The organism is Erythrobacter sp. JK5, assembly GCF_018205975.1.
In the GTDB taxonomy this organism is placed as follows: domain Bacteria; phylum Pseudomonadota; class Alphaproteobacteria; order Sphingomonadales; family Sphingomonadaceae; genus Erythrobacter.
Genome location: NZ_CP073577.1, coordinates 2,982,495 through 2,996,631, shown reverse-complemented (window position 1 = coordinate 2,996,631; position 14,137 = coordinate 2,982,495). Strand labels below are relative to the sequence as shown.

The following is a 14,137-nucleotide window of genomic DNA, read 5'->3' as shown; positions in this document are numbered from 1 at the left end:
GATTACTCCGCTGCCTCCGGCCACTGGTCGTCCTCGTCTTCCTCGCCGTCGCTGAGCGACTTGAGTTCGACGTTGAGGCCCAGCGAGCGCATTTCCTTGACGAGCACGTTGAAGCTCTCCGGAATGCCCGCTTCGAAGGTGTCGTCGCCCTTGACGATCGCTTCGTAGACCTTGGTCCGGCCGACCACGTCGTCCGACTTGACGGTGAGCATCTCCTGCAGGGTGTAGGCTGCGCCGTAGGCCTGCAGGGCCCAAACCTCCATCTCGCCGAAGCGCTGACCGCCGAACTGCGCCTTGCCGCCTAGCGGCTGCTGGGTGACGAGCGAGTACGGACCGATCGAACGGGCGTGGATCTTGTCGTCGACCAGGTGGTGCAGCTTGAGCATGTAGATGATGCCCACGGTCACCTTGCGGTCGAACGCCTCGCCGGTGCGCCCGTCATAGAGCACCGACTGGCCCGAGGAATCGATCCCCGCCTTGATCAGCATGTCGGTGACGTCGGGTTCGCGCGCGCCATCGAACACCGGCGTGCCCATCGGCACGCCCGCGCTGATATTCGTCGCCAGCTCCACGATCTCGCCGGTCGAACGGCTGTCGATGTCCTCGTGATACTGCTCGCCGTAGACGTCTTTCAGGCGCTCCACGACGGCAGCCGGCGGCTTGGTCTTGCTGTAGTCCTCGGCTGCGCCCGGGTTGGCCGCCTTCCACTCTTCGAGCTTGTCGGCGATCTCCATCCCGAGCCCGCGCGCGGCAAAGCCGAGATGCGTCTCGAAGATCTGGCCAACATTCATGCGCGAAGGCACGCCCAGCGGGTTGAGCACGATATCGACCGGGGTCCCGTCTTCGAGGAACGGCATGTCCTCGACCGGCAGAATCCGCGAAATCACGCCCTTGTTGCCGTGACGCCCGGCCATCTTGTCGCCCGGCTGCAGCTTGCGCTTCACCGCGACGAACACCTTGACCATCTTGAGCACGCCCGGAGCGAGCTCGTCGCCGCGTTCGAGCTTTTCCTTGCGGTCCTCGAACTTGGCGTCGATCCCGGCGACGGCTTCGTCATACTGCGCCTTGATCGCTTCGATCTGCGCCTGACGGTTGTCGTCGGCGACCGCGAACTTGAACCACTCGTGGCGCTCCACGCCTTCGAGCAGCTCGTCGTCGATCTTGGTACCCTTCTTGACCCCCTTCGGAGCAGCCGAGGCGGTCTGGCCCATCAGCATGTCCTTGAGGCGGTTGTAGGTCGCCCGGTTGAGGATGTTGCGTTCATCCGCCGCGTCCTTGCGCAGGCGCTCGATTTCCTCGTTCTGGATCGCCCGCGTACGGTCGTCGATCTCGATCCCGTGGCGGTTGAACACCCGGACCTCGACGATCGTCCCGGCCACGCCCGGCGGCAGACGCAGCGAGGTGTCGCGCACGTCGCTGGCTTTCTCGCCGAAGATCGCGCGGAGCAGCTTTTCTTCCGGCGTCATCGGGCTTTCGCCCTTCGGCGTGATCTTGCCGACCAGGATATCGCCCGGGTGCACTTCGGCGCCGATATAGACGATCCCCGCTTCGTCGAGGTTGCGCAGGGCTTCCTCGCCGACGTTGGGAATGTCGCGGGTGATGTCTTCCGGCCCGAGCTTGGTGTCGCGGGCCATGACCTCGAATTCCTCGATGTGGATCGAGGTGAACACGTCGTCCTTCACGATGCGTTCGGAGATCAGGATCGAGTCCTCGTAGTTGTAGCCGTTCCACGGCATGAACGCGACGAGGCTGTTCTTGCCCAGCGCCAGCTCGCCGAGATCGGTCGAGGGACCGTCGGCAATAATGTCACCGGCTTCGATCACATCGCCCACCTTCACCAGCGGGCGCTGGTTGATGCAGGTGTTCTGGTTCGAACGCTGGAACTTCTGAAGGGTGTAGATGTCGACGCCCGAACGGCCGGGTTCGACATCGCCGATTGCACGGATCACGATGCGGGTGGCGTCGACCTGGTCGACGATGCCGCCGCGCTTGGCCGCAATCGCCGCGCCGCTGTCGCGCGCCACGGTCTCTTCCATGCCGGTGCCGACCCACGGTGCCTCGGCCTTGACCAGCGGCACCGCCTGGCGCTGCATGTTCGAGCCCATCAGCGCGCGGTTGGCGTCATCGTTCTCAAGGAACGGGATCAGCGAGGCTGCGACCGAAACGAGCTGTTTCGGCGACACGTCCATCAGTGTGATCTGGTCGTTCGGCGCCATCAGGTTGTCACCCGCCTGGCGCGCCGAGATCAGCTCTTCGACGAACGTGCCGTCGGCGTTCAGCTCGGCCGATGCCTGCGCAACGGTGTGCTTCTGCTCTTCCATCGCGGACAGGTAGATCACGTCGCCGGTGACCTTGTTGTCCTCGACCTTGCGGTACGGGGTTTCGATGAAGCCGTACTTGTTGACCCGGCTGAACGAGGCCAGCGAGTTGATCAGGCCGATATTCGGACCTTCGGGCGTTTCGATCGGGCAGATGCGACCGTAGTGCGTCGGGTGGACGTCGCGGACTTCGAAGCCCGCGCGCTCACGGGTAAGGCCGCCCGGACCAAGCGCCGAAACGCGGCGCTTGTGGGTGACTTCCGACAGCGGGTTGGTCTGGTCCATGAACTGCGACAGCTGCGAAGAGCCGAAGAATTCACGCACCGCGGCCACAGCCGGTTTCGCATTGATCAGGTCGTTCGGCATGACGGTCGATACGTCAACCGAAGACATGCGTTCTTTGACTGCACGCTCCATGCGCAGCAGGCCGACACGGTACTGGTTTTCGAGCAGCTCGCCGACCGATCGCACACGGCGATTGCCGAGGTTGTCGATGTCGTCGACTTCGCCCTTGCCGTCCTTGAGGCCGACCAGCTCCTTGACCACGGCGAGAATGTCTTCCTTGCGCAGGGTGGTCACGGTGTCTTCGGCATCGAGGCCGAGCCGCATGTTGAGCTTGACGCGGCCGACGGCCGACAGGTCGTAACGCTCGCCGTCGAAGAACAGGCCTTCGAACAGCGCCTCGGCAGTTTCCTTGGTCGGCGGTTCGCCCGGACGCATCACCTTGTAGATGGCTTCGAGGCCCTCGTCGCGGTTCTCGGCCTTGTCGACCTTAAGCGTGTTGCGAATCCACGGGCCGGTGTTGATCTCGTCGATATCGAGCAGTTCGAGAGTGTCGATCCCGGCATTGTCGAAGGTTTCGATATGCTCGAGCGTGATCTCGTCACCGGCTTCGATGTAGATGCGACCGGTGCTTTCGTCGATCATGTCGCGCGAGGCGTAGCGGCTGACGATCTCTTCGGTCGGCAGCAGCAGATCGGTCAGGCCGTCCTTGGCGGCCTTGTTGGCGGCGCGCGGGCTGATCTTCTGGCCTGCCGGGAAAACCTCTTCGCCGGTCTTGGCATCGACCAGCGCGAAGGCCGGCTTCATGCCACGCCATGCTTCGGGCGTGAACGGAATCTTCCAGCCGTCCTTGGCGCGCTCCCACACGACCGTGTCGTAGAAGAAATGCAGGATTTCCTCGCTGTCTAGGCCCAGCGCGTAAAGCAGCGCGGTGACCGGCAGCTTGCGCTTGCGGTCGATCCGGACATTGACGATGTCCTTGGCGTCGAATTCAAAATCGAGCCACGAACCGCGATAGGGGATCACCCGCGCGGCGAACAGCAGCTTGCCCGAAGAGTGGGTCTTGCCACGGTCATGGTCGAACAGCACACCCGGCGAACGGTGCATCTGCGACACGATCACGCGCTCGGTGCCGTTGATGATGAAGGTGCCGTTCTCGGTCATGAGCGGCATGTCGCCCATGTAGACGTCCTGCTCCTTGATATCGAGGACCGAACGGGTTTCGGTTTCCTGATCGACTTCGAACACGATCAGGCGCAGCGTGACCTTCATCGGGGCGGCATAGGTAATGCCGCGCTGGCGACACTCGGTGGTGTCGTATTTCGGTTCTTCGAGCTCGTAGTGGACGAAGTCGAGCTCGGCGGTGCCGGCGAAGTCGCGGATCGGGAAGACGCTGCGCAGGGTCTTTTCGAGACCGGAGACGTAATCGATCTCCTTGTTCGAGCGCAGGAACTGTTCGTAGCTCTCGCGCTGCACCTCGATCAGGTTCGGCATCTGCACGACTTCGTGGATGTCGCCGAAAATCTTGCGGATGCGCTTCTTCGCGGTGCCCTGTGCCTTGCGGCTGCGGACGTTGCCCGATGCCTTCGGAGCCTTCGCCTTGGTTGCCATGAGGGGATGTTGCCTCTTCATTGTGAGCTCGCGGGAAGTGGTCCCGCTCGCCGAAAGTGATCGCCTGTGTTGCGCGAAACGGGGCCATAAACGACGCAAAAGAGCCGCACGCCTCGACGCAACCCTTCCGGGCTGCCGGGGTGCAGCTTCACAATCCGTCGCGAATATGGCGAGCGCCGCTTCTATTCTGGAACCGATCCCCGCGCATGAATCGGCCTGTCTCGTAGCTGGCGTGTGACAGCCATGTAGGAATGCGTTTCACCCGAGTCAATCACCTTGGACCCACCCGATCGAAAGACCTTTCGGAGGCCGTGACTGGCGAGCGCGGCGGGCGATAGACCTTGCAATCGTCCGGTCATTCGGTTGAACGGGTGAACAATGGCAAGTCCCCCAAAGTGCAGCGGCGCGATCCGCTCAACAATCCGAACGATTTCCTGGAAATGGGCGAGGCGCTTGCCGCGAGCAAGGCAGGCGGCATGGCGATTGCGCTGGTGGATCGGGTCCTGGCTCACAACGAGGGCGCACCGCTCTGGCGGGCTCTTGGCGCGCGGATATTGCAGCACAAGGTGCCGGGCTTCCATCTGGAGATGCTGCACGATGCCGACCGCAACTCCGCTTACCACCGGGCCCTGCAGATCCACGCCCCCGGCAAGACCGTCCTCGATATCGGTACGGGTTCAGGGCTGCTTGCGATGATGGCCGCGCGGGCCGGCGCGAAGCGGGTGATCGCCTGCGAGGCAAACCGGATGCTGGCCGATCGCGCGAAATCGGTGATCGCGGCCAATGGCCTGGCGGACAGGATCACCGTGTTCGATCGGCATTCCACCAAGCTTGACCGGGAGACGGACCTCGATGGCGGGGCCGACCTGATCGTCTCCGAACTGTTTTCGACCGACCTTCTGTACGAGGATGTCCTGCGATCGCTGGCCCACGCGCGGCGTTGCCTGGCCACGCCGGACGCAACATTCCTTCCCAACCGGGCAAGCATCAAGGTGGCGCTGGCGCAGTTCCCGGCACTGGTCGGTGCGCCCGATACGATCGAGGGGTTCGACGTTTCGCTCTTCTCCCCGCATTTCCAGAACCTCGAAGCGGTTCCGTCGCGCGATCCGAACCTGAAGCTTGCCAGTGACCCGGCGACCCTGTTCGCGTTCGATTTCGACATGACATCGCCGCTCGCCATGAGCGGGATGAACGAACTGGAAATCCGGAGCACCGGCGGGCGGGTCAGCGGGATGGCGCAGTGGATCGAATTCACGTTCGGCGAGGGCATTCGATACGAAAATGCCCCTGCGGCCAATCACGCCCACCACTGGTGGATCAACACGATCGCAAGCGAACCCTGCGAAACAAAGCCCGGCGATCGGTTCAGGATTGGCGGCTGGTACCGCCAGAACGTGCTGGAATGCTGGTGCGAAGCGCTGGAGCACGGCGCGGCGGAATAGTGCCAAACGATAACGCCTATATCGTTTTTCAATATTATTGATTGACAATAAATCGAATCGCTCTTAGACCGTCCTTATTGTTTTTCAATAAGGCGTATATAGGAGTTCGATATGTCCAGATTTCTCAACCACTCGCTGGCGGCCTGCGCGGCCGTGCTTCTCGCTTTCGCTTCGATCGGCGCGATCGTCGCCGTTCCCCCGGCGCATGCCTTCGCACCGATCGTCGCCTGATCCCGATCCAACGCATAGGGAGCGTCCAAAATGCAAGACACACCCAACGACCCGCTGCTGCTTGCGGCAAAAGGAGTCATCTACTTCATGCTCGGCATCCTCGCATTCGCAGGTTTCTTTGTCGTGCTGGGAATACCTGCCACTCTGATCTTCGGCGCGGACCTGGGGGCCAATATCGAGGCTGCGGAGCTGCCCCGGTACGCATACTGGCTCATCGCACTGTTGCTGACCGGAGTTGCCGGGCTGCTCTATCTGGCTTTCATGTTCTTCAGGAACATGCTTCGAATCGTTCAGAGCGTGGGTGAAGGCGATCCCTTCGTGCCAGAGAACGCAGATCGCCTGACACGAATGGCGTGGCTGATGCTGGCGCTGAATCTGATCGCCCTGCCGGTCGCCGGCCTTGGCCTCTACATAGCCAAGCTGGCGGGGGAGCAACCCGGAACGATCGATGCCGGATTCGATGTGGGCGGTATCGTCCTTGTCCTCACCCTGTTCGTGCTCGCCCGCGTATTTCGCCACGGAACCGCCCTGCGCGAAGACCTCGAAGGGACCGTGTGATGCCAGCCGACGACGAAGGAGCCACGATCATGGTCAAACTCGATGACCTGCTGCACGAACGCCGCATGACGCTGACCGAACTCGCCGAGCGGGTTGGCCTCACCCTCGCCAACCTTTCGATCCTCAAGACCGGCAAGGCCAAGGCGATCCGCTTCTCCACCCTCGCCGCGATCTGCCGCGAACTCGAGTGCCAGCCGGGGGACTTGTTAAGCTATGAAACGGTCTGACCGCTGAAATAGAGCAATAGAGAGAAGTGGCTGAGCCTGCAGGGACTAAAGCCCCAGTTGGCTCGCCACTTCTACATCAGGCGGCAAGAGGAAGGGGTTGATTCGCCATCTGGAAGTACTGCGCCAATGCTTTCGAGGCATTCGGAGTAAGTGCAACGAACACTCTGCGCTTGTCGATAGGATCCGGCTGCCGTTCAACTAACCCAGCCTCTGCAAGAATGTTGAGGTGTCGCAGGGCTGTGACTTGAGGGACCCCCGAAGCGATACAGAGTGATGTAATCGCAACACGCCTACCCTCCGCCTCAACAAGCGCGAGATCGAGCAGCATTTCCCAGCAAGGATCAAAGAACAGTTTCTCATCGAAGAACTTGCTGCGAAGCTTCCGACGCCGAATCGTCGACTTTATAGTCCGGACGCTGGGAAAGGTTGGCGATCTATCTATTGGTTCACCATCCTCGCCTCCTTCGGACTGAGCGTCATCGTCGCCTCCATGCTCGGCGAGTAGCGAATCGATTCCTTGTCGAAGAAACAACAGATCTTCGTAAGTGAGTCTGTGCATTGATTTGCGATCCCTGTTAGGCAGATCGCAATTGCGTCTGCTTCTTGATCACAATAAAATCAGGTCAAATTTGGCCGATTTCCAGACACGGAACTACGCTACACTCTGCCCCTTAGATCCTTTACGCAAATGTACGTAGTGGGAAGGATCGCCAGCCAGAAGGGCAAGGGATTTCGACGGTAGACTGAGCATCGGGGGTTGAACGGTGTTTGCATTCATCAGGGATATCGAGAACCTGAATGTGCTTGAAGAGATCGGAGAGCGCTGGGTTAGCGAGGTGCAAAATCTCGGTGTCATAAGGGCAAGTTACCACATGTCTCCCGCGTTCTACTCCCAGGTCCACCCAGAGACCCGGATCTTCTACTACGGCTTCAGCGAAGAGCTCATCAAGTTGTACGACGACCCGGCGTTTCGCAAACATGATCCAATACCAGACGCAGTCATGCAGTCCGGAAGGCCGAGAACGTGGAGAAGAATTCTGGCCGATACCGAACTCAACGAAAAGCAAAGGCAATTCGTGAAGCTGGCGGGCGAGCTAGGTATGCTCGATGGCTTTTCCGTTCCCCTGTTCGGACCTAACGGCCGAGAGAGCTATTCGACTTTTGATATTGGGCGGCGCATCGAAGCGAGCGACGAGCAACTGCTGCAAACCCTTATGGGAATTGGACAAATCGCTCATGTGCGGATTTGCACCATCGTTCGCGACAGATTCATGCGTCAAGTGGATCTCTCGCCCAGAGAGCTTGAGGTGTTGCGATGGGCGGCATCCGCAAAGTCGGTCGCGGATATTGCCACCATCGTCGGACTGTCGAATGCCACTGTCGACACCTACATGAGGCGGGTCTACGCAAAACTGGGCGCGCACAACAAGATTGAAGCGGTCACAATCGCCTTGAGGCATGGGTTGTTGAGACTGGGTCAATGAGAATTGGCCCCGGTCCGGATACTCGGGGCAGATGACGCCGAAGTTGACTCCTGCAGCAAATCCGCTAAGCGCGCGCTCGACTGAGAAACCCAATTGGAAATCAGTCATCCGTCCGAGACAGTTGCTGAGCGGAATTGGCCGCTCTTAATTTGCAGCCTAGGCGGGGAAAAGAGATTTTCGCGGCCCCATGTAAGGGCGTCGCATTCGAGCCGTTGTAGCTCACCCTCCTTCCCCATCGTTGGACTTTGCCTTGTCGGTTAGCGGCAGGGCAAAATGTGAGCCGGTCGTGCGGCATATGTCACGCGGCCATAGTGAAGGAGTAAGGCATGGATCGTTCGCAAAAAGCCGAAGCGGTTGCCCAGCTCAACGACGTCTTCAAAGAGGTTGGCGTGGTCGTCGTGACCCGCAACCTCGGCCTGACGGTGGATCAGTCCACCGATCTGCGCACGAAGATGCGCGATGCTGGTGCATCCTACAAGGTTGCGAAGAACCGTCTCGCCAAGCTCGCCCTGAAAGATACCGATTACGTCGGGCTCGAGGAATTCCTCAACGGCCCGACCGCGCTGGCCTGGTCTTCCGACCCGGTCGCGGCTGCCAAGGCCGCTGTCGATTTCGCCAAGTCGAACGACAAGCTGGAAATCGTCGGTGGATCGATGGGCACGCAGGTGCTCGACGAAGCTGGCGTGAGGTCACTTGCCTCGATGCCCAGCCTCGACGAACTGCGCGGCAAGATCGTGGGTCTCGTCAACGCCCCGGCAACCAAGGTTGCCCAGGTCGTCAACGCCCCGGCTGCCAAGCTGGCCCGCGTGTTCGGTGCCTATGGCGCCAGCGAAGCTGCGTAAGAGACGTTTCTCGCGAAGAGACGAAACATATCTGGGGTGTGACCTCGAAAGGCCGCCCCGAACATTTTGGAGTGATACATCATGGCTGATATTGCCAAGCTTGTTGAAGAACTGTCGAAGCTGACCGTCCTCGAGGCGGCCGAACTGGCCAAGGCCCTCGAAGAAGAGTGGGGCGTTTCGGCTGCTGCTGCAGTTGCAGTTGCTGGTCCGGCTGGCGGCGGCGACGCCGGCGCACCGGCTGAAGAGAAGGACGAATTCGACGTCATCCTCACCGGCGACGGCGGCAAGAAGATCCAGGTCATCAAGGAAGTCCGCGCCATCACCGGCCTGGGCCTCACCGAAGCCAAGGGTCTCGTCGAAGGCGCGCCCAAGCCGCTCAAGGAAGGCGTCAACAAGGCCGAAGCCGAAGAGATCAAGGGCAAGATCGAAGCAGCCGGCGGGACCGTCGAACTCAAGTAAGCCTTTCGCTTACGCTTCGATCGGTTCCGACCGATCAGACGAAGGGCGGTGCCAGCGATGGCGCCGCCCTTTTGTATTGTGCGCGGCGTTTTCGCTTTGCCCGACTCGGCCGCGCGCGTATCCGGGCCGGCTTTATGCGCGACACGCACGATCACGATACGCCGGGCTGGGGCGAGGAAACCCGCGCGACCCTCGGGCTCGCCTGGCCGCTGGCGCTCGCCAACCTGCTGCAGATGCTGACCTACGCGATCGACGTGATGTTCATCGCGCGGCTGGGCGAAGAACCGCTCGCGGCATCGGCGCTGGCGGTTTCGCTGTTCGGGTTGGTCTTGTGGGCACTGACCGGGCTGACCGGTGCGGTCGCGCCGCTCATCGCCGAAGCGATCGGTGCCCGATCGCCCTCGCTCCGGCCGGTTCGCCGTGCGACCCGCATGGCCTTGTGGCTCGCGGTGATCAGCGGCATCGCGGGCATGGGCGTGTGCCTGCTGCTCGACCCGGTGATGCGGATGACGGGACAGCAGCCGTCGATCATCGCGCTGGCGAACGAGTACAATCTGGTGATCGTCTACTCGATGGTGCCGATGGTGCTCGCGGCGGTGCTGCGCAACTATGTGTCCGCGCTCGGCCGACCGATCTTCGCGACCGCGATCACCGGGCTCGGGATCGGGGTAAACGCGCTCGCCAACTATGCTTTCATCTTCGGCAATCTCGGCGCGCCCGCGCTGGGCCTGACCGGCGCTGCGGTGGCGACGATCATCACCGCGCTGTTCACCCTCGCGGCCTATGTCGCGGCGATCCTTGCCGATCCGGCACTGGCGCGATTCCGCATCTTCTACCGCTTCTGGCGGCCCGACTGGCAGCGCTTCTGGCTGATCGTGCGGATCGGCGCCCCGATCGCGCTGACAGTGACGGCAGAGGCGGGAATCTTCGGCGCGGCGGCATTCCTGATGGGGCGGTTCGGTGCGTCCGAACTGGCCGGGCACATCGTCGCGCTGCAGCTCGCGGCGCTGGCGTTTCAGGTGCCGTTCGGAGTCGGGCAGGCGGTCACCATCAGGGTCGGCTATTATTACGGTGCGCGCGACCCGGTGGGGATCCAGCGCGCGGGCTGGGTCGCGCTCGCGCTCGGCGCGGGGTTCATGTCCATGACCGCATCGGCGATGGTGCTCGCGCCGGAATTGCTATTGCGCATCTATGTCGATGTGAGCGACCCCCAGAATGCCGCGCTGGTCGGCTTCGCGCTGCAATACCTCGTGCTTGCGGCGATGTTCCAGCTGGTCGACGGGGTGCAGGCGGTTGCCGCGGGCGCGCTGCGCGGATTGCAGGATACGCGCGTGCCGATGTGGATCGCGATCTTCAGCTACTGGGTGCCCGGTTTTGGCCTCGCGATCGGCCTCGGTTTCTTTACCGGGCTCGAAGGGACCGGCGTATGGATCGGCCTGGCGACCGGGCTCGCTTCGGCGGCCGTGCTGCTGACGCGCCGCTGGATGGCGCGCGAGCGGCTGGGCCTGACGCTGCGCCCGGTCGGCGCACGCGTTACGCCGCCTGTCGGGTAAGCACTTCGCGCTGCGGGAACGGGATCGTAAGCCCGACCTCGTCGAACCTGGCTTTCGCCGCTTCGGTCAGGTCCCAGGTCAGGCCGATGTAATCGTCGATGCTGCACCACACCCGAAGGCCGATCCCGACCGAGCTGTCTCCCAGCGTGTTGACGAAAGCAACCGGCTCGGGATCCTTGAGCACCCGCTCATCGGCGTGCGCGAGGCCGAGCAATTGGGTGCGCGCCTCCTCCATGCTGTCGCTGTAGGCGATGCCGACCACCAGTTCGAACCGGCGGGTCGGATGGCGATGGAAATTGACGATCGGCTTGTTCCACAATTCGGCGTTGGGGATCATCACGAACAGCCCGTCGAACTGCTTGAGCTCGGTGGTGAACAGGCCGATATTCTGGACCGTCGCGGTGATGTTGCCGACATTGATCGCTTCGCCGACCCTGAACGGCTTTTGCAGCAGGATCATCACGCCCGCCGCAACATTGCTGAGCGTTCCCTGCAGCGCCAGGCCGATCGCCAGCGCAACGCCGCTCAGCGCCGCGAGGATACTGGTGGTTTCGACCCCGAACTGGGTGAGCACGGTGACCAGCACCACCACCCACAGCGCATATTTCACTACGTTCGACAGAAACCGCGCCACGGTCGGTTCGAAGCGATCTCCCGAATTGAGCGCGCGCGAAACGGCCCGTGAAATCACGCTGGCGAGGAACAGCCCGATGAAGAGGACCGCGAAACCGCCGATGATGTCCATGAAGTTCAGGCGCAGCCACACCAGCGCCGTTTCGGTCATGTTGAGGGCTGAAATATCAGTGCCGATCTTCATTTGGAAAATTCCTGTACCGCGCAATTTTATGACGAGGGCTTACCCATCAAATGGGAAACGACCCCGGAGGTTCCAATAGACCTGTTGAACGAAGCCGCAATCTCCGCCGGCCTGAAAAAATTTAGCTGGCGGTCGCTTGACTCATCCGGTTCCCGAAACCACATGCCCCTCGCTGGCACTCTCGAGGGGAGAGTGCCAAGAGACACATCAACCAAAGTAGAAAGGTCATACAATATGGCATTTCGTCCTCTGCACGACCGCGTCGTGGTCCGTCGCATCGAAGCCGACCAGAAAACCGCTGGCGGCATCATCATTCCCGACAGCGCTCAGGAAAAGCCCAGCGAAGGCGAGATCGTCGCCGTGGGTGAAGGCACGCGCGACGACGATGGCGACCGCATCCCGCTCGACGTCAAGGCCGGCGACCGCGTGCTGTTCGGCAAGTGGTCGGGCACCGAAGTCAAGATCGACGGCGAAGACCTGCTGATCATGAAGGAAAGCGACATCATGGGAGTGATCGCCTGATCACCGGGTCGCGCGTTTCCGCGCAGGCGGGAACGACTTCTCATTCAGGACAAGGCCCCCGCTCACAAACCGGTTTTCGGCGCGGGGGATCACACAGATTTGAAAGGAAAATCCAATGGCTGCCAAGGACGTGAAATTCTCGCGCGACGCGCGTGAAGGCATCCTCAGGGGCGTCGACACGCTCGCAAACGCCGTCAAGGTGACGCTCGGCCCGAAAGGCCGCAACGTCGTCATCGACAAGAGCTTCGGCGCACCGCGCATCACCAAGGACGGCGTCACCGTCGCCAAGGAAATCGAGCTCAAGGACAAGTTCGAGAACATGGGCGCACAGATGCTCAAGGAAGTGGCATCGAAGACCAACGACATCGCGGGTGACGGCACCACCACCGCCACCGTACTCGGCCAGTCGATCGTGCGCGAAGGCATGAAGTCGGTCGCCGCAGGCATGAACCCGATGGACCTCAAGCGCGGCATCGACCTCGCGGTCGATAAGGTGGTCGAGAACCTCAAGGGCCGTTCGAAGGAAGTCGCCGGATCGGAAGAGATCGCCCAGGTCGGCATCATCTCGGCCAACGGCGACAAGGAAGTCGGCGAGAAGATCGCCGAGGCGATGGAAAAGGTCGGCAAGGAAGGCGTCATCACCGTCGAGGAAGCCAAGGGCCTCGAATTCGAGCTCGACGTGGTCGAAGGCATGCAATTCGACCGTGGCTATCTCTCGCCCTACTTCATCACCAACCCGGACAAGATGACGGTCGAACTCGACAACCCGTACATCCTGATCCACGAAAAGAAGCTGTCGAACCTGCAGTCGATGCTGCCGATCCTCGAAGCGGCTGTGCAGAGCGGTCGTCCGCTGCTGATCATCGCCGAGGATATCGAAGGCGAAGCGCTCGCGACCCTCGTGGTCAACAAGCTGCGGGGCGGCCTCAAGGTCGCGGCCGTCAAGGCCCCTGGCTTCGGCGATCGTCGCAAGGCGATGCTGCAGGACATCGCGATCCTCACCAAGGGTGAAATGGTCAGCGAAGATCTCGGCATCAAGCTCGAGAACGTCACGCTCGGCATGCTCGGCGAAGCCAAGCGCGTCACCATCGACAAGGACAACACCACCATCGTCGATGGCGCCGGCTCGGCCGACGACATCAAGGCGCGCGTCGGTGAGATCCGCACCCAGATGGAAAACACCACCAGCGATTACGACCGCGAGAAGCTGCAGGAGCGTCTCGCCAAGCTCGCTGGCGGCGTCGCCGTGATCAAGGTCGGCGGTGCAACCGAAGTCGAGGTGAAGGAGCGCAAGGACCGCGTCGACGATGCGCTGCACGCGACCCGCGCAGCGGTCGAGGAAGGCATCGTCCCGGGCGGCGGTACCGCTCTGCTCTACGCCACCAAGGCGCTTGAAGGGCTCGAAGGGGCCAACGACGACCAGACCCGCGGCATCGACATCGTGCGCCGCGCGCTGCAGGCTCCGGTGCGTCAGATCGCCGAGAACGCGGGCTTCGACGGCGCGGTCGTCGCGGGCAAGCTGATCGACGGCAAGGACGAAAGCATGGGCTTCAACGCCGCGACCGACGTCTACGAAGACCTCGCCAAGGCCGGCGTGATCGACCCGACCAAGGTCGTGCGCACCGCGCTGCAGGATGCGGCTTCGGTTGCCGGTCTGCTGATCACCACCGAAGCGGCGATTGTCGACGCTCCGGAAGACAAGTCGTCCGCTCCGGCCATGCCCGACATGGGCGGCATGGGCGGCGGCATGGGCTTCTAGGTCCGCCACATTGCGAAAGCATGCAAAAGGCC

At 61.9% G+C, this 14,137-nt stretch carries 12 protein-coding genes; 9 read left to right on the top strand and 3 right to left on the bottom strand.

Annotated elements, in window-relative coordinates; translation table 11 throughout:
• Positions 1–2 precede the first annotated feature (2 nt).
• Entirely contained in the window at positions 3–4,211 is a 4,209-nt protein-coding gene (gene rpoB, locus KDC96_RS14610; RefSeq protein WP_212449106.1) for a DNA-directed RNA polymerase subunit beta, read from the bottom strand.
• Between the two features lie 371 nt (positions 4,212–4,582).
• Between rpoB and KDC96_RS14605 the strand changes: the two genes are divergently transcribed.
• From KDC96_RS14605 to KDC96_RS14595, 3 genes are all read left to right on the top strand, one after another.
• Positions 4,583–5,653 (top strand): 50S ribosomal protein L11 methyltransferase, encoded by a 1,071-nt coding sequence (locus tag KDC96_RS14605; protein WP_212449105.1) that lies wholly within the window; start codon positions 4,583–4,585, stop codon positions 5,651–5,653.
• A 261-nt stretch (positions 5,654–5,914) separates the two neighbouring features.
• Positions 5,915–6,442 (top strand): DUF2975 domain-containing protein, encoded by a 528-nt coding sequence (locus KDC96_RS14600; RefSeq protein WP_212449104.1) that lies wholly within the window; start codon positions 5,915–5,917, stop codon positions 6,440–6,442.
• A complete protein-coding gene (locus KDC96_RS14595) occupies positions 6,442–6,669 on the top strand; it encodes a helix-turn-helix transcriptional regulator (protein ID WP_212449103.1) in 228 nt (75 codons plus the stop codon). The genes KDC96_RS14600 and KDC96_RS14595 overlap by 1 nt, the downstream gene beginning before the upstream one ends.
• A gap of 76 nt (positions 6,670–6,745) precedes the next feature.
• Here KDC96_RS14595 and KDC96_RS14590 read toward each other — a convergent pair whose 3' ends face one another.
• The gene (locus tag KDC96_RS14590) at positions 6,746–7,228 is read right to left on the bottom strand and encodes a MarR family winged helix-turn-helix transcriptional regulator (protein WP_212449102.1); all 483 of its coding nucleotides are present in this window, start codon (positions 7,226–7,228) and stop codon (positions 6,746–6,748) included.
• A gap of 205 nt (positions 7,229–7,433) precedes the next feature.
• Between KDC96_RS14590 and KDC96_RS14585 the strand changes: the two genes are divergently transcribed.
• The 4 genes from KDC96_RS14585 to KDC96_RS14570 all read left to right on the top strand — a co-directional run bounded on the left by KDC96_RS14585 (position 7,434) and on the right by KDC96_RS14570 (position 11,007).
• Positions 7,434–8,153 (top strand): LuxR family transcriptional regulator, encoded by a 720-nt coding sequence (locus KDC96_RS14585; RefSeq protein ID WP_212449101.1) that lies wholly within the window; start codon positions 7,434–7,436, stop codon positions 8,151–8,153.
• Between the two features lie 326 nt (positions 8,154–8,479).
• The gene (gene rplJ / locus KDC96_RS14580; RefSeq protein WP_212449100.1) at positions 8,480–8,995 is read left to right on the top strand and encodes a 50S ribosomal protein L10; all 516 of its coding nucleotides are present in this window, start codon (positions 8,480–8,482) and stop codon (positions 8,993–8,995) included.
• Positions 8,996–9,076: 81 nt separating this feature from the next.
• On the top strand, positions 9,077–9,454 hold the full coding sequence (rplL, locus tag KDC96_RS14575) for a 50S ribosomal protein L7/L12 (protein ID WP_212449099.1): 378 nt from the start codon (positions 9,077–9,079) through the stop codon (positions 9,452–9,454).
• 134 nt (positions 9,455–9,588) lie between these two features.
• Positions 9,589–11,007, top strand: a complete 1,419-nt coding sequence (locus KDC96_RS14570; RefSeq protein ID WP_212449098.1) for an MATE family efflux transporter — start codon at positions 9,589–9,591, stop codon at positions 11,005–11,007.
• Here the strand turns inward: KDC96_RS14570 and KDC96_RS14565 are convergent.
• Complete coding sequence (locus KDC96_RS14565; protein WP_212449097.1) at positions 10,988–11,824, bottom strand: mechanosensitive ion channel family protein; 837 nt, start codon at positions 11,822–11,824, stop codon at positions 10,988–10,990. The genes KDC96_RS14570 and KDC96_RS14565 overlap by 20 nt on opposite strands.
• Positions 11,825–12,058: 234 nt before the next feature.
• On the opposite strand from KDC96_RS14565, the gene groES reads away from it, so the two are divergent.
• Positions 12,059–12,346 carry a co-chaperone GroES gene (gene groES, locus KDC96_RS14560; protein ID WP_212449096.1) on the top strand — a complete coding sequence of 96 codons (288 nt, stop codon included), beginning with the start codon at positions 12,059–12,061 and terminating at the stop codon, positions 12,344–12,346.
• Positions 12,347–12,461: 115 nt separating this feature from the next.
• Complete coding sequence (gene groL / locus KDC96_RS14555) at positions 12,462–14,105, top strand: chaperonin GroEL (protein WP_212449095.1); 1,644 nt, start codon at positions 12,462–12,464, stop codon at positions 14,103–14,105.
• Positions 14,106–14,137 lie beyond the last annotated feature (32 nt).

Coding starts and splice junctions, on each gene's coding strand:
- rpoB (WP_212449106.1), bottom strand. CDS start 4,211: ATGGCAACCAAGGCGAAGGCTCCGAAGGCATCGGGCAACGTCCGCAGC.
- KDC96_RS14600 (WP_212449104.1), top strand. CDS start 5,915: ATGCAAGACACACCCAACGACCCGCTGCTGCTTGCGGCAAAAGGAGTC.
- KDC96_RS14595 (WP_212449103.1), top strand. CDS start 6,442: ATGCCAGCCGACGACGAAGGAGCCACGATCATGGTCAAACTCGATGAC.
- KDC96_RS14590 (WP_212449102.1), bottom strand. CDS start 7,228: ATGCACAGACTCACTTACGAAGATCTGTTGTTTCTTCGACAAGGAATC.
- rplJ (WP_212449100.1), top strand. CDS start 8,480: ATGGATCGTTCGCAAAAAGCCGAAGCGGTTGCCCAGCTCAACGACGTC.
- rplL (WP_212449099.1), top strand. CDS start 9,077: ATGGCTGATATTGCCAAGCTTGTTGAAGAACTGTCGAAGCTGACCGTC.
- KDC96_RS14570 (WP_212449098.1), top strand. CDS start 9,589: ATGCGCGACACGCACGATCACGATACGCCGGGCTGGGGCGAGGAAACC.
- KDC96_RS14565 (WP_212449097.1), bottom strand. CDS start 11,824: ATGAAGATCGGCACTGATATTTCAGCCCTCAACATGACCGAAACGGCG.
- groES (WP_212449096.1), top strand. CDS start 12,059: ATGGCATTTCGTCCTCTGCACGACCGCGTCGTGGTCCGTCGCATCGAA.
- groL (WP_212449095.1), top strand. CDS start 12,462: ATGGCTGCCAAGGACGTGAAATTCTCGCGCGACGCGCGTGAAGGCATC.